The following is a 14,890-nucleotide window of genomic DNA, read 5'->3' as shown; positions in this document are numbered from 1 at the left end:
ACCGGCCAGGACCACCCTGTCGGTAACCCACGTTCACATGTGAGCGAGGCCCCAGCCCATACCCCCATACCGTCTGGTGTGACGCTCGGCGGTGGGTGCGCCCTCACCCGAGGGCCGGTCACTCTGGTGTGACGTTCGGCGGTGGGTGCGCCCTCACCCGAGGGCCGGTCACTCTGGTGTGACGCTCGGCGGTGGATGCGCCCTCACCCGAGGGCCGGTCACTCTGGCGTGACGCTCGGCGGCGGCCGTCACTCTGGTGTGACGCTCGGCGGTGGGTGCGCCCTCACCCGACGGCCGGTCACTCTGGTGTGGACGCTCGGCGGTGGGTGCGCTCAGCGCGCCTCAGCGTGACGACAGGCACCCCGCGACAGACACCACCCGCCGCGCCAGGTGATCCAGAGCGGTGGCCGTTGCATCATCGAATTCGGTGATGTTGTCGTGCGTGGACACCAGGCTCACGCCGTAGGGATTGCCGTCGACGAACTTCGATGGGTCGGTGTACCCCGGTGGCACGATGATGCCGCCGAAGTGCATCAACGTGACATACAGGGTGAGCAGGGTCGTCTCCTGGCCGCCGTGCACGGTGTTGCTGGATGTGTATGCCGCATATGCCTTGTCGGCGAGCTTGCCCTCGGCCCACAACCCGCCCAGCGAGTCGAGGAAGTCGCGGAGTTGCGAGGCAACCGAGCCGAATCGGGTGGGCGAGCCGAAGATCACCGCGTCGGCCCAGACGATGTCGTCACCGGTGGCCGTCGGAAGGTCTTTGGTTGCTTGGTAATTCGCGGTCCAAGCCGGGTTCTTCGCGAACGAAGCCGGGTCGCGGGTTTCGGCGACCGGGCGCACCCGGACCTCGGCACCGGCAGCCTCGGCCGCCGCGGCGACCCGCTTGGCCATGGATGTGCAATGGCCGGTGGCGGAGTAATAGATGATCGCGAGTTTGGTCATGGGCTCAGCTTAGGCAACTCGTTGATGCCGAACTCACGCCGCAACATCGTGCGCGCCGCGAAAAGCCCCGCCATCCCGTGCACCCCAGCGCCGGGCGGGGTCGCGGACGAACATAGGTACACCTTGGGAATTGGCGTGCTCCAGGGGTTCAGCCGTGGCGTAGGGCCGCCCAAAGCGCGTAGCAGGTTGGCTCCGCCGACAGCGATGTCACCGCCGACGTAGTTGGCGTTATGGTCTGACATCCGCGCGGCGGGCACGCTGCGTGTCGCCAGCACGATGTCGCGGAACCCGGGCGCGAAGCGTTCGACGACAGCCGTCACGGCCTCCGTCGGATCGACGGTCGACCCGGCCGGTACGTGCGCGTACGCCCAGAACGGACGGCGACCGCCTTCGTCGATGCGCCCCGGATCGGCGATGTGGGGCGAGGAGCCGAGCACCATCGGGAACTGGGGGTGCCGCCCCGCCGCTACCTCGGCCTCGGCGTGCGCCATCTCCTGGCGGGTGCCCCCGAGGTGAAAGGTCGGCACATCTTTGAGTCGCGGGTCGGACCACGGGATGTCGCCGCTGAGCACGAAGTCGACCTTGGCTGCCGCGCCAGCTCCAAAACTGTAGCGGTGCAAGGCTTTTGCATAGCGGGATGGAATCGTGTCGCGGTACACGCGCAGCAATGCCGTAGGTGCCGTGTCGAACATCGCGACACCGTCCGGTGGCTCCGTCACCTCGGCGCCGCTGATCACTTCGCCGCCGTGCGCCCGCAGATCGGCGATCAGCGCATCCGTGATCTTCTGGGTGCCGCCCACCGGAATGGGCCAGCCGACCGAGTGGGCGAGCGTCGCCAGCATCATCCCCGCGCCCGCCGACGCCAGGGAGGGCAGCGGTGTAATCGCATGCGCGGCAACGCCGGTGAACAATGCACGGGCATCGTCACCGGACAGTGACCCCCATGCCGGGGTGCCCTGGGCGAGCATCCGCAGTCCCAGCCGAGCGGAGGTTATCGGCGAACTGGGCACCGAACGCTTGTCACCCAACAGGAAGTCCACCACCGCGTCGGAGTTTTTCACCAACGGGCCGAGCAGGCGTCGCCACGACGCGCCGTGGTCCAACTCGTCGCAGGTGCGCTTCAGATCGCGATAGGCGATCGCCGCGGGCCGGCCCGGTAACGGGTTGGCATACGAGATCTCCGGAACGGCCAGCGTCACGCCGCGCGCGGCCAGGTCGAACTCGGCGAAAAATGGGGACGCAAATCCCAGCGGGTGGACCGCCGAGCAAATGTCGTGCAGCACTCCCGGAAATTCGACGTCGGGCGCGCTTCGAGCACCGCCACCAAACGTTGGCTGGGCCTCGAGCACCTGTACTTTCAACCCGGCGCGGGCGCTGATCACGGCCGCAGCCAGCCCGTTGGGTCCGCTGCCGACGACGGTGACGTCCATCTGTGAATTACAGCCGACGACGTCGTCGAAAGGAACCCGGGGCGACTACCTCGGGTCCGGTTGGATGCACAACAGTTCGTCGAGGCTGGCCGTGGCCAGACCGGCGGCGACGGCACGCCGGTTCAACTCGGCGAGGGGATCGGGGTCATTGGCACTTATACCGCCCAAGCGATCCAGGAGGGCGGTGTCGAACATGGCCGGTCCGTAGGCCACCCGCTCACCCAGTACGTAGCGACCCGCCCCAGGTGCTCGCCTCACCGGGTCCGCTGCCGCGCTCGCACCGCTCAGCGTGATCGTCTCGCCGCCGTTGATCGCCACCTGGAACACCTGTGGTTCGGCCTTGAGCACCGCGGTGAGGCGGGCAATCAGGTCTTCGGGTGCGAAGAACAACCAGCCCTGTCCGAGGTGCAGCCAGAACCGTCCGTGGATCTGGGCGCGCAGATAGGCGAGCTCGGTGCCCGGCCCACTGCCGGGGGCGGCGTCGACGAACTCGAGAAAGCTGTAGCGCTCAAGGAGGTTGGCCCGATCTACGGCTGACAGGCCGGCATCGACCACCAAGAAGCGTCCGACCCGCCACATGTCGGTGCAGCTGTTCAGGAATGAGTTCAGGGTCAGGTCGGTGTCGGCGCGATCCGGGCCAGCGACCAGGCTGACAGTCACCTCGGGGTCGCGCGGACCGGCAAAACGGTGTTGCGCCAAGGCCTCCGGGTATCGGGAAGCGGCGTCGATCATTGACGGCTTGCACAAGTCGAGGTTGGCCGCCATCCGTGAGCGGTCATCGTCGGGGATGTCGGGCCGGGCCAGTATCCGCCGCCAGAGCGCGAACGCCTCGGCTTTCTTGTTGATCCACGACGCGCACACCGCTTGCTCGTCGAGTGCGCGCCAGTTGTGGACATCGGCGGCGACGAGGACGATGTCGTCGGGGCAGGGGATCTCGGCAGCGCGCTTGGCAAACATGTAGCCGGCTTCGTAGCGCTGCAGCCTGCGACACCACCGTGCGATCTCATACAGGGGCTCGGCCCGGCTCGGCCGTTTTTCGTACGCCAACAGGAAACTGTTAAGCACCTGCGGCCAGGACTCGCCGAGTTCCGCCATCGACACCGCGACACGCAACAGCGAGTAAAAGACCTCCTCATCCCAACCGCCCATCTCGGCGCGGCGCGCATACCACTCTCGCGCGCTGGCGTAATCGTTCAAGCAGAAGTAGCTCTGAGCTAGGTAGAAGACGGACCGAGAATCGCCGGGATTGCGTTGGACCTCGGCAAGCAGCAGATCGCGGTCGCTGGCGTGCTTGCGTTCCAGGTCGGTGTTGCGTGCGCCGAGTCGACGAGATTCGACGTGGTAGTCGCCATCCAAATGGGCGTGGTCGAAACTCACGTCGTCTGTGAGGTATTCGTGCACGACGCCTTCGTAGCGGACCGGCACCCCGTCACGGAATATCTGTGGTCGCCAAAAGGTGTTGGTGTCGTGGTCTCGGAACCGCAGCCAGATGATGTCGGCGCTGAGTCCGGTGAAGTCGATCGTGCCGGTGATGGTGTCGTCGGCGTCCATGACCCAGATGTAATCGCCGTGGCCCTGGGCTAGGGCCAGAGCCTCGGACCGGTTGTGGCCGAAGTTGCGCCAGGGCCGTTCGTGCAGCTCTCCGGGGATGCCGAGCTCGGACATCCGGTTCCGGATGATGTCCTGGGTTCCGTCGGTGGAGCCGGTGTCCACGATGACCCAACAGCTGACGTGCGGGGCGACCGCGTCAAGCATTTCGTGGATGATGTGAGCCTCGTTGCGCACGATGGCGTTTAGGCAGATTGCGGGGTGGGCGGGCACGGCGAGCTCTTTGCTGTTGGCTTTTTGTGTGTCGCGGCTCAGGCGTCGACCGACAGGCGAGCCGGCAGAGTATTGATGCACAACACCTCGTCGAGGCTGGCCGTCGCCAGACCGGCGGCGGTGGCCCGTGGGCCCAGCTCGGCGAGGGGATCGCCTTCATTGGCACGGATACCCCCGACCCGATCAAGGCGCGTGGTTTCGAACATTGCCGGGCCGTATGCCACTTGACTGCCCAGCACATAGCGTCCGGCGTCAGGCGCGCGGGACACCATGTCGTCTGTCGCGGTCGCACCGATCAGCTTGTCCGCATCGGTAAAGTTGACCGCCACCTGATACACGTTTTCCTCGGCCTCGAGAACGCTGGTCAGGCGGGTGATCAATTGCTCCTGGGCATAGAACTGCCAACCTTGTCCCAGGTGCAGCCAGAACCGTCCGTAGATCTGGTCTCGGATCTGCGACAGCATGGCGCCTGTGGACGTTCCGGCGGCGATCGGAAGAAACTCCAGAAACGGATACCGTTCGAGCAGTATCGCGCGATCGTCTGCAGGCAGGCCGGCATCGATCACCAGGTAGCGCCCGATCCGGCTTACGTCGGTGCAACAGTTCAGCAGGGAGTTCAGCGTCACCTCGGTGGCTTCGCGATTCGGTCCGGCGACCACGCTGAGCACCACCTCGGCGACGCGGCGACCGCCTGTCAGGTCCCGCGCCAGCTCGCCGGGGTAAGCGGCAACCGTTTCGAAGATCTGGGTCGCACTGTTGTCGCAGTTCTCGGTAATTCGTTGCCGATCCTCGATTGGAATGTTGTCCTTGGCCAGAATTCGCCGCCAGAGTGCGATCGCCTCGGCGTGCTTGCCGATCCATGAGGCGCAGACGGCGGCCTCGTCGAGCGCACCCCAGGTATAGGTGTCCACGCTGACAACCAAGGTGTCCTCGGTGGGAATCGGGATCTCGGCGGCATGCTTGGCGAACAGGTAGCCGAGTCGGTAGCGCTCATCGAGCCGGTAGCGAAATGCGATGGCGTACAACGGTTCCGCGCGGGTCGGTCGGAACTCCCAGGCCCTCAGGTAGGCGTCCTGCACTTCCGGCCAGGGCGCACCAATCTTCCACATCGACTCCGCGACGCGATACATCGATTGGTAGACCTCCTCGGCCCACCCGCCCATGTCGACGCGGCGCTGATACCACTTGCGGGCGTTCTCGAAATCGCCCAAATCAAAGTAACTTTGCGCCAGATAGAACACCGACCGGGGATCCTCAGGATTGCGTTCGAGCTCGGCCAGCAGCAGGTCGCGGTCGCTCTCGAATTTCTGCTGCAGATTCCGGTTGCGGGCTCCGAGGCGGCGAGAATCGATGTAGTAGTCACCGTCGAGTCGGTCGTAACTGTAATCGGAGTCGACCATCACGTACTCATGGACGACGCCTTCGTAGCGGACTGGCAACCCGTCGCGGAAGAGGTTCGGCCGCCAGTAGAAATCGAAACCTTCGCCATGGCGGAGCTGGTAGAGATCTTTGCCCAACTCGCCGAAATCGAGGTTGCCCACGACCCTGTCGTCAGCGTCGAGGACCCAGATGTAGTCGCCGTGGCCCTGGGCGAGGGCCAGCGCCTCGGAGCGGTTGTGACCGAAATTGCGCCACGGCCGCTCGTAAAGCTCCCCGGGAATGCCAAGACGCGCCATGTGATCGCGGATGACGTCCTGCGTCCCGTCATCGGAGCCGGTATCCACGATCACCCATGCGCTGATGTAGGGCGCGATGCCAGTGAGAGTGTCGCGGATGATCGCCGCCTCGTTGCGGACGATCATGTTGGCGCAAATCGCCGGGTTTACCAGGGAGGACACGGGCGGATACTACTCAGCAAACTTGGCTGTGTTAAGAGTTTCATTTGAATAAATCACTCAAGTAATTAGTTAGCCACGTCACAGGCCGCCGCGCGCTCGCGATCCCCGCCGGGCCGGTGGCGGTGATCCGCTTCGCCCGGCTCCGCCGCGCTCGCGATCCCCGCCGGGCCGGTGGCGGCGATCCGCTTCGCCCGGCTCCACCGCGCTCGCGATCCCCGACTACGCTGTCCGCGTGAGCCTGCCTGTTGTTTTGATCGCCGACAAACTTGCCGAATCAACCGTCGCTGCCCTGGGAGACCAGGTTGAGGTGCGCTGGGTAGATGGTCCGGACCGGGAAAAGCTACTGGCCGCGGTGCCCGAAGCGGACGCACTTCTCGTTCGGTCGGCAACCAACGTTGACGCTGAGGTGTTGGCCGCAGCCCCCAAGCTGAAGATCGTTGCCCGGGCCGGCGTCGGGCTGGACAACGTCGACGTGGACGCTGCCACGGCACGCGGTGTGTTGGTCGTCAATGCCCCGACCTCCAACATCCACAGCGCCGCCGAACACGCGATCGCGTTGCTGCTGGCCACTGCCCGACAGATCCCGGCCGCTGACGCGACCTTGCGCGAGCGCACGTGGAAGCGGTCGAAGTTCTCCGGCACCGAAATCTTCGGCAAGACCGTCGGCGTGGTCGGGCTGGGCAGGATCGGTCAGCTGGTCGCCCAGCGCATCGCGGCCTTCGGCGCCCACGTCGTCGCCTACGACCCATACGTTTCGTCGGCGCGTGCCGCCCAACTGGGCATCGAACTGCTGCCACTGGACGAACTTTTGGCTCAGGCCGACTTCATCTCGGTGCACCTGCCGAAGACCCCAGAAACGGCGGGCCTGATTGACAAGGAGGCGCTGGCCAAGACCAAGCCCGGGGTCATCATCGTCAACGCCGCTCGCGGCGGCCTGGTGGACGAGGCGGCGCTCGCCGAGGCCATCAACAGCGGTCACGTGCGTGGCGCGGGTCTGGACGTGTTCGCGACCGAACCCTGCACCGACAGCCCTCTGTTCGACCTGCCGCAGGTGGTCGTCACACCCCACCTCGGCGCATCGACCGCCGAGGCTCAAGATCGCGCCGGCACCGACGTCGCCGAGAGCGTGCGGTTGGCCCTTGCCGGCGAGTTCGTTCCCAACGCCGTCAACGTCGGCGGTGGAGTGGTCAGCGAGGAGGTAGCCCCCTGGCTGGATCTGGTGCGCAAGCTCGGCGTGCTGGTGGCCGCTCTGTCCGATGAACTGCCCGTGTCGTTGACGGTGCAGGTGCGTGGTGAGCTTGCCGCCGAGGAGGTCGAGGTACTCAAGCTGTCGGCCCTGCGCGGGCTTTTCTCGGCGGTCATCGAGGACCCGGTGACGTTCGTCAACGCGCCGGCCCTTGCCGCCGAACGTGGAGTGACCGCCGAAATCACCAAGGCCAGCGAGAGCCCCAACCACCGCAGCGTGGTCGATGTGCGGGCCGTTGCCGCCGACGGCTCGGTCGTCAATGTCGCCGGCACGCTGTCCGGCCCGCAATTGATCGAGAAGATCGTGCAGATCAACGGCCGTAACTTCGACCTGCGCGCGCAGGGCACGAACCTGGTCATCAACTACGCCGACCAACCGGGCGCTCTCGGCAAGATCGGTACCTTGCTGGGCGCGGCGGGGGTGAACATCCAGGCCGCGCAGTTGTCCGAGGACACCGAAGGGGACAACGCGACGATCCTGCTGCGGTTGGACCAGGACGTGCCCGAAAGCGTGCGGTCGGAGATCGCGACGGCTGTCGGCGCCAACAAGCTCGAAGTGGTTGACCTGTCGTGACGCGCACTGGCGACGACGCAACCTGCCGCATTGACGAGGAGTTCGTCCGATGAAGTTGGCGGTCATTGCCGGCGACGGCATCGGCCCCGAGGTGGTGGCCGAAGCGGTCAAGGTCCTCGATGTCGTGCGCCCCGGGGTGGAGAAGACGGAATACGACCTGGGGGCGCGGCGCTACCACGCCACCGGTGAGGTTCTCCCGGATTCGGTGGTTCCCGAGCTGCGGGAGCACGACGCGATCCTGCTCGGCGCGATCGGCGACCCGTCGGTTCCCAGCGGTGTGCTGGAGCGAGGTCTGTTGCTGCGCATGCGGTTCGAGCTGGACCACCACGTCAACCTGCGGCCGTCCCGGCTCTACCCGGGGGTGAGCAGCCCGCTGGCCGGCAACCCGGACATCGACTTCGTGGTGGTGCGCGAGGGAACCGAGGGGCCCTACACGGGCAACGGGGGCGCCATCCGCGTCGGCACCCCCAACGAGGTGGCCACCGAGGTGAGCGTCAACACCGCCTTCGGGGTGCGTCGAGTGGTGGTCGACGCGTTCGAACGGGCCCAGCGGCGTCGTAAGCACCTCACCCTGGTCCACAAGACAAATGTGCTGACCTTCGCCGGGAGCTTGTGGCTGCGGACCGTTCAGGAGGTCGGCGCGCAATATCCCGACGTCGAGGTGGCCTACCAGCACGTCGACGCAGCGACCATCTACCTGGTCACCGATCCGGGACGCTTCGACGTGATCGTCACCGACAACCTGTTCGGCGACATCATCACCGACCTGGCTGCCGCGGTGTGCGGTGGTATCGGCCTGGCGGCCAGCGGAAACATCGACGCCACCCGCGCCAACCCGTCGATGTTCGAGCCGGTGCACGGGAGTGCGCCCGACATCGCCGGGCAAGGAATCGCGGATCCGACGGCGGCGATCATGTCGGTTGCGCTGTTGCTGGCTCACCTCGGCGACCACGACGCCGCGGCCAGGGTGGACAAGGCCGTGGAGACGTATCTGGCAAGCCGCGGCGATCAACGTCTCACCACCACCGAGGTGGGCGAGCGGATCAGGGCCTCGCTCTAGACGGCGTCGTCGGAAGAACTCCGTCGCGCTCGAGAGACGGACTGCTTCAATCGGTGCCGCCGCACGGATTGGAGGCGCGCTCTGGTCTCCAGGCCGGGTGGCTGCATTCGGGTGGGTACCAACGGCACCGCCGCCAGCGGGAACAAACCGCACAGGCCCCACGCCAGCGGATAAGCGGAGGCGCTGATCAGCGCCCCGAACAGCGGCGGCCCGGCTGCGGCCATCAGCCGCTGCGTGGTGTTCTGGATGCCCAATGCTCGACCGCTCCAGTACGGCCCGGCATATTCGGTGATCGCCGTGGCCGACAAACCGTTGTCCAGCACCGCGATCACCGAAACGGTGATCATGAGCAGAACGTCGAAGCGGGTATCGACGTAGTCGCTGAGGCAAAGGAGAAACAACGTCAGAGCGGATGCGACGGCGATAACGCGGACCGGGCGCATTCGCGATCCCACGCGATCGGACCAGCGGCCCACCGCGATACGGCCCACGGCGCCCAGGAGCTGCGCGACGGTTACCAGGAGGCCCGCCGTCGCCACCGGCCAGTGATGGTGGTTCATGAGCCAGACCAGCATGAACGTCACGGTCACCGTCTGGGGCATCATCAGCAAGGCCGACGCGGCGTGCAGCCGCCACAACGTGGACGATCCGCGGTAGGGGCTGGCGAGTTCCTCGTCGCTGGCTACCTTGCGGGATTTGCGGGGCGGATCGGTGATGGCGATGAGGCTGGCCAGCGCCGCCACGCCGCACACGATTGCGGGCAACATCAGGGCCGCGTACTCACCGTGCTCGGCCAACTCTGGGATTGCCAACGCGCCGACAGCGATTCCCAGCGGCTGCGCCGTCTGCCGAATTCCCATGGCCAGTCCGCGTTGCTGCGGAGGAAACCAGCCCGACACCAGCCGGCCCCCCGCGCTGTTCGAACTCGCCGCCCCGATGCCGCCGATGAACAAGAAGACGCCGGTCCAGAAGAGAGATTGCACGGATGCCGCGGCGTAGGCCCCAGCGGCGGTCAACGCCGAACCCGCGGTCATCACGATCCGTTCGCCCACGTGGTCGAGCAGATAGCCCCAGCCGATCAGCGTGACCACCATCCCCCAGCTGGGCATTGACGCCAAGAGGCCCGCTTGGGTCAGGGTGATGCCGCGGGACGACTGCAGCATGGGGATCAAGAAGGCTATGCCGTTGACGAAGAGAAACGAGCTTGCTGTCACCCCCAGTGACACAACCATGATCGACCAGCGTCGGGCGCTCGTGCTGGCCTCATCCCTGGCCATTTACCCATGCTCGCACAGCCGACAAGCGTCGTTATTGCTCGGAACGGACCGCTTTGCGCCACGCCCGTCGTGCGGATAGCGCGTCGGCGCGGTCCTCTAGACCGGGAGCTAGCAAGAAGATGGGGACCAACGGCACCGCCATCAGCGGGAACATGCCGCATACTGCGAACGCCACCGGGTAACCGGCCGATTCGATCAACGCGCCGAACGCCGGCGGCGCGGTGAGAGCCATGATGCGTTGGGTGGTGTTCTGCACGCCCAGTGCACGCCCACTCCAGAACTGCCCGGCGACTTCCGTGATGGCGGTGGCTTCCAGTCCATTGTCCATCACCGTGATGATCGACACGGCCACCATGAATGCGACGGCTAAGGGCGATGCGAGGTTGTTGGTAGCCGCCAGCATGAGCATGGTCACACTGGTGCCCAGCGCGATCACGCGGATTGGTCGCATCCGCGACCCGATGCGGTCCGACCACCGGCCGGCCGCGATGCGGCTGGCGGCGCTGAGCATTTGAGTGATGATTACCAGCGCACCGGCAGCCCGCGACGACCATCCGTGATTCTCGGTCAGCCACACGAACATGAAGGTGACGGTCAATGCCTGTGGCAGCACCATCAACGCCGCAATGGCGTGGATGCGCAACAGCACCGTGCTGCCGCGATATGGGGTGGTCAGTTCGTGTGGGGTGGCCTCGTACCGGGGCTTACGTGGCGGGTCGTGCGCGAATATTGCCGCCACTACCGCCGATGCCGCGCAGGCGAACGCGGGAAACAGCAACCCGACTTCGGGTCCGTGTTCGGCGAGTCGGGGAATCATGAATGCGCCCATGGCGATCCCCAATGGTTGCGCGGTCTGCCGTATTCCCATTGCCAGCCCGCGCTGGTGTGGAGCAAACCAGCCCGCGACCAGTCGACCGCAGGCGGGGTTGGCGCTGGCGGCGCCCATGCCGCCGACGAACAGAAATGCGCCCATCGCCGGCAGAGAGTGGACTGACGCCGCGGCGTAGGTGGCCACCGCGGTGATCGCCGAACCTGCCGTCAGCACGATCCGCTCACCGACGCGATCGGCCAGGTATCCCCAGGCGATCAGCGTCACCACCATGCCGAGGCTCGGCATGGCCGCCAACAGACCCGATTGGGAAAGCGGAGTTCGGTGCGCGGTTTCCAGCGACGGGATGAGAAATGGCACCGCGTTGATGAAGGAAAATGCGCTGGCCGTCACAACCAGCGCGATGCCGACCATGGCCCAGCGCGTAACCGCGCTGATGGGCTCGGTTGGCATCAGGACATGTTTGCACAGTTCTGTTGTGTTTTCTGTCACAAGTTTCTGGCGACGGCCCGCAACGCCCGCCGCAGCACCCCACTAGGCTCATCGGAATGCGTCTTGGTCGAATCGCCAGCCCCGACGGCGTCGCGTTCGTCAGCATCGAAGGCAATCTGGAGGACCCCGGCGAGCTGACGGCCCGCGAGATCGCCGAACACCCTTTCGGCACACCAACCTTCACCGGCCGCTCATGGCCGCTGGCCGATGTGCGACTGCTGGCTCCGATTCTTGCCAGCAAGGTCGTCTGCGTCGGCAAGAACTACGCCGACCACATCGCCGAGATGGGCGGACAAACCGGGCCGACACCGGCGGATCCGGTCATCTTCATGAAGCCAAACACCGCGATCATCGGGCCGAACGTGCCAATTCGGTTGCCCGCCAACGCATCACCTGTTCATTTCGAAGGCGAGCTGGCGGTCGTCATCGGCCGTGCCTGCAAGGATGTCACCGCCGCCCAATCCGCGGACAACATCCTGGGATACACGATCGGCAACGACGTCTCGGCGCGTGACCAGCAGAAAGCCGACGGACAGTGGACGCGGGCCAAGGGGCACGACACTTTCTGCCCGATCGGACCGTGGATCGTGACCGACGTAGATCCCGCCGACCTGGAACTGCGCACGGAAGTCAACGGGGAGGTCAAACAACACTCCCGCACCTCGCTGATGATTCATGACGTCGCCGCCATCGTGGAATGGATCTCAGCCGTAATGACCTTGCTGCCCGGCGATCTCATCCTCACCGGCACACCCGCAGGAGTCGGGCCCATCGAGGATGGTGACACCGTCTCCATCACCATCGAGGGAATCGGCACCCTCACCAATCCCGTCGTCCGCAAAGGAAAGTCGTGACCCGATCCTCCAACGCGAGCGTCCGAGTTCGATTCTGCCCGTCGCCCACCGGCATTCCGCATGTCGGCATGGTCCGCACCGCGCTGTTCAACTGGGCCTACGCCCGCCACACCGGCGGCACCTTCGTCTTCCGCATCGAGGACACCGACGCCCAGCGCGACAGCGAGGAAAGCTATCTGGCGCTGCTGGACGCGCTGCGCTGGCTCGGCCTGGACTGGGACGAGGGACCCGAGGTGGGCGGGCCGTACGCCCCCTACCGGCAATCGCAGCGCGGCGACATCTATCGCGACGTGGTGGAACGACTGTTGGCCGCGGGCGAGGCCTACTACGCATTTTCCACCCCCGAAGAGGTCGAGGCCCGCCACATCGCCGCCGGCCGCAATCCCAAACTGGGCTACGACAATTTCGATCGCGACCTGACAGAAGCGCAGCGTGCGGCATACCTGGCCGAAGGTCGTAAGCCGGTGGTGCGGCTGCGCATGCCCGATGAAGACCTCACTTGGAATGACCTGGTGCGCGGGCCGACGACGTTTGCGGCGGGCACCGTGCCCGATTTCGCGTTGACCCGGGCGAACGGAGATCCGTTGTACACCTTGGTCAACCCGTGCGACGACGCATTGATGAAGATCACACACGTGCTGCGCGGCGATGACCTGCTGCCGTCGACACCGCGGCAACTTGCCTTGTATCAGGCGTTGATCCGGATCGGCGTTGCCGAATGGACGCCGGAATTCGCCCACCTGCCCACGGTATTGGGGGAGGGGACCAAGAAACTGTCCAAGCGGGACCCGCAGTCGAACCTCTTCGCCCATCGCGACCGCGGCTTCATACCCGAAGGTCTGCTGAATTATCTTGCGCTGCTTGGTTGGGCGATCGCCGACGACCGCGATCTGTTCACCCTCGAAGAGATGGTGGCCGCGTTCGATGTGGTCAACGTCAACTCCAACCCGGCCCGATTCGACCAGAAGAAGGCCGACGCGATCAACGCCGAGCACATTCGGCGTCTTGACGTCAGCGACTTCACCAACAGGTTGCGGGACTTCTTTGAGGCACACGGGCATCACCTCGAGTTGGACTCGGCCGGCTTTGCCGTCGCCGCCGAACTGGTGCAGACGCGCATCGTCGTGCTCAGCGACGCCTGGAACCTGCTGAAGTTCCTCAACGACGACGAGTACGCGATCGACCCGAAGGCCGCCGCCAAGGAGTTGGGTCCGGATGCCCGTCCGGTGCTAGACGCGGCGATCGCCGCGCTGGACGGCGTGACGGAGTGGACGACGGCACAGATCGAAGAGGCCCTCAAGGCGGCGCTGGTCGAGAAATTGGAGCTCAAGCCGCGCAAGGCCTTCGGCCCGATTCGGGTGGCCGCCACCGGAACAACCGTCAGTCCACCGCTGTTTGAATCGCTGGAACTGCTGGGCCGTGATCGCAGCTTGAGGCGACTGCGTGCCGCGCGCGACGAGGCGTCCTGAATCTTTGGTAGTCTGCTCAGCGGCTTACAACGGCTGGGATAGTGCCCTGAGGACACGGGTTATGTACCCGTACAATGGGCTCTGACCAGCTGTTTTAGGCGGCCAATGGGGTATGGTGTAATTGGCAACACAGCTGATTCTGGTTCAGCCATTCTAGGTTCGAGTCCTGGTACCCCAGCAAAGTCTCCTGACGCCCAGCGGATGTTGTGTGATTAGGTGGGCTTACGGGCGTGAGCTATGCTGACTGCTCGGATCGGTTCCGGCCCCGTCGTCTAGCGGCCTAGGACGCCGCCCTCTCACGGCGGTAGCGTGGGTTCGAATCCCATCGGGGCTACAAAAGTACTGACCAGACGCAAAAATCCCCCAATTTCGTCGGGGGATTTCGCGTCTGCTCGCCTGGCTCTATTGCGCGGCCGGTGCGGTCGAGCCACCCACTGGCATGGGCGGTAGGCCGAGCTTGCTGTGGTCCCAGGAGCGGGTGCGGAGGCTGACGATGCGCACAGCGACCCGCTTGTTCATCATCTGGTCGACGAAGGGCTTCATCTCGTCGGTGTACGGCCCGGTGTAGCGCTCCCAGACGCTGACTCCGACGCGGTGCAAGGTTTCGGGATCGTCGACGATCTCGGCGACGCCTTCGAAGGAGACCCCGCGGAGGGTGTCATAGGTGTGCCCACCCTCGATCAGGAAGCTGACCCGCGGATCCCGCTTGATGTTGACGGCCTTCTGTGACTTCACTTTGGTTTCCAGCCAGATTTCACCGTCGAGCACGCCGTACCACATCGCCGTTAGGTGCGGCTGGCCGTCTGGGCCGATGGTGGCCAGTGTGCCGGTGCGGCTGGTGGCGACGAAGTCGGCGATCTCAGCCTCGGACATGACGATAAGCGCGCGCTGATTGGTTCCCATGGCGTCAGTTTGTCAGGCGGTCGCCGGGACGATCCGTGGTGGGCTGGCGCAAACCTGAGTGCGAATCGCTGGGTCAATCGTTGTCGCTGTGCGCATCGTCAGCCTCCGCACCCGCTCCTGGGACCACAGCAAGCTCGGCCTACCGCCCATGCC

The 14,890-nt window shown here is 65.4% G+C and carries 11 protein-coding genes and 2 tRNA genes; 6 read left to right on the top strand and 7 right to left on the bottom strand.

Translation table 11 applies throughout. The features are described from left to right. Window positions 1-342 precede the first annotated feature (342 nt). From wrbA to BST27_RS27470, 4 genes are read right to left on the bottom strand one after another with little or no spacing between them, the layout of a single operon-like run. Window positions 343-945, bottom strand: a complete 603-nt coding sequence (gene wrbA, locus BST27_RS27485; protein ID WP_069422586.1) for an NAD(P)H:quinone oxidoreductase — start codon at window positions 943-945, stop codon at window positions 343-345. Beyond that, entirely contained in the window at window positions 942-2,375 is a 1,434-nt protein-coding gene (locus tag BST27_RS27480) for a phytoene desaturase family protein (RefSeq protein ID WP_069422585.1), read from the bottom strand. The genes wrbA and BST27_RS27480 overlap by 4 nt, the downstream gene beginning before the upstream one ends. Window positions 2,376-2,420: 45 nt before the next feature. Continuing rightward, a complete protein-coding gene (locus tag BST27_RS27475; protein WP_069422588.1) occupies window positions 2,421-4,196 on the bottom strand; it encodes a tetratricopeptide repeat-containing glycosyltransferase in 1,776 nt (591 codons plus the stop codon). 38 nt (window positions 4,197-4,234) lie between these two features. Beyond that, window positions 4,235-6,034 carry a tetratricopeptide repeat-containing glycosyltransferase gene (locus BST27_RS27470; RefSeq protein ID WP_232007480.1) on the bottom strand — a complete coding sequence of 600 codons (1,800 nt, stop codon included), beginning with the start codon at window positions 6,032-6,034 and terminating at the stop codon, window positions 4,235-4,237. Between the two features lie 232 nt (window positions 6,035-6,266). On the opposite strand from BST27_RS27470, the gene serA reads away from it, so the two are divergent. Together serA and BST27_RS27460 are read left to right on the top strand one after the other, a co-directional pair. Beyond that, complete coding sequence (gene serA / locus BST27_RS27465; RefSeq protein ID WP_069422539.1) at window positions 6,267-7,853, top strand: phosphoglycerate dehydrogenase; 1,587 nt, start codon at window positions 6,267-6,269, stop codon at window positions 7,851-7,853. A 49-nt stretch (window positions 7,854-7,902) separates the two neighbouring features. Next, entirely contained in the window at window positions 7,903-8,913 is a 1,011-nt protein-coding gene (locus BST27_RS27460) for a 3-isopropylmalate dehydrogenase (protein ID WP_069422538.1), read from the top strand. On the opposite strand, the gene BST27_RS27455 is transcribed toward BST27_RS27460, so the two are convergent. Beyond that, the gene (locus BST27_RS27455; RefSeq protein ID WP_069422537.1) at window positions 8,910-10,190 is read right to left on the bottom strand and encodes an MFS transporter; all 1,281 of its coding nucleotides are present in this window, start codon (window positions 10,188-10,190) and stop codon (window positions 8,910-8,912) included. The two genes, BST27_RS27460 and BST27_RS27455, sit on opposite strands and share 4 nt — an antisense overlap. A 31-nt stretch (window positions 10,191-10,221) precedes the next feature. Beyond that, entirely contained in the window at window positions 10,222-11,472 is a 1,251-nt protein-coding gene (locus BST27_RS27450; RefSeq protein ID WP_069422536.1) for an MFS transporter, read from the bottom strand. Between the two features lie 95 nt (window positions 11,473-11,567). Here BST27_RS27450 and BST27_RS27445 point away from each other — a divergent pair, with 95 nt between their 5' ends. The 4 genes from BST27_RS27445 (at window position 11,568) to BST27_RS27430 (ending at window position 14,168) form a co-directional block, all read left to right on the top strand. After that, complete coding sequence (locus BST27_RS27445) at window positions 11,568-12,365, top strand: fumarylacetoacetate hydrolase family protein (RefSeq protein WP_069422535.1); 798 nt, start codon at window positions 11,568-11,570, stop codon at window positions 12,363-12,365. Beyond that, entirely contained in the window at window positions 12,362-13,834 is a 1,473-nt protein-coding gene (gene gltX / locus BST27_RS27440; protein ID WP_079220161.1) for a glutamate--tRNA ligase, read from the top strand. The genes BST27_RS27445 and gltX overlap by 4 nt, the downstream gene beginning before the upstream one ends. A 106-nt stretch (window positions 13,835-13,940) precedes the next feature. Beyond that, window positions 13,941-14,012 (top strand) — tRNA-Gln (locus BST27_RS27435). Window positions 14,013-14,095: 83 nt separating this feature from the next. Continuing rightward, a tRNA-Glu gene (locus tag BST27_RS27430) sits at window positions 14,096-14,168 on the top strand. Between the two features lie 68 nt (window positions 14,169-14,236). Here the strand turns inward: BST27_RS27430 and BST27_RS27425 are convergent. After that, window positions 14,237-14,737, bottom strand: coding sequence for a pyridoxamine 5'-phosphate oxidase family protein (locus BST27_RS27425; RefSeq protein WP_069422533.1), 501 nt, complete (start codon window positions 14,735-14,737; stop codon window positions 14,237-14,239). Window positions 14,738-14,890 lie beyond the last annotated feature (153 nt).

Source organism: Mycobacterium intermedium (assembly GCF_002086275.1).
GTDB classification, from domain to species: Bacteria; Actinomycetota; Actinomycetes; order Mycobacteriales; family Mycobacteriaceae; genus Mycobacterium; species Mycobacterium intermedium.
This window is presented reverse-complemented; position numbering and strand designations above follow the sequence as displayed.

What these genes read in the sequence shown, in the direction of transcription:
- BST27_RS27425 (WP_069422533.1), bottom strand. Translation starts at nt 14,737, where the DNA reads ATGGGAACCAATCAGCGCGCGCTTATCGTCATGTCCGAGGCTGAGATC.
- wrbA (WP_069422586.1), bottom strand. Translation starts at nt 945, where the DNA reads ATGACCAAACTCGCGATCATCTATTACTCCGCCACCGGCCATTGCACA.
- BST27_RS27455 (WP_069422537.1), bottom strand. Translation starts at nt 10,190, where the DNA reads ATGGCCAGGGATGAGGCCAGCACGAGCGCCCGACGCTGGTCGATCATG.
- BST27_RS27480 (WP_069422585.1), bottom strand. Translation starts at nt 2,375, where the DNA reads ATGGACGTCACCGTCGTCGGCAGCGGACCCAACGGGCTGGCTGCGGCC.
- BST27_RS27460 (WP_069422538.1), top strand. Translation starts at nt 7,903, where the DNA reads ATGAAGTTGGCGGTCATTGCCGGCGACGGCATCGGCCCCGAGGTGGTG.
- BST27_RS27445 (WP_069422535.1), top strand. Translation starts at nt 11,568, where the DNA reads ATGCGTCTTGGTCGAATCGCCAGCCCCGACGGCGTCGCGTTCGTCAGC.
- BST27_RS27450 (WP_069422536.1), bottom strand. Translation starts at nt 11,472, where the DNA reads ATGCCAACCGAGCCCATCAGCGCGGTTACGCGCTGGGCCATGGTCGGC.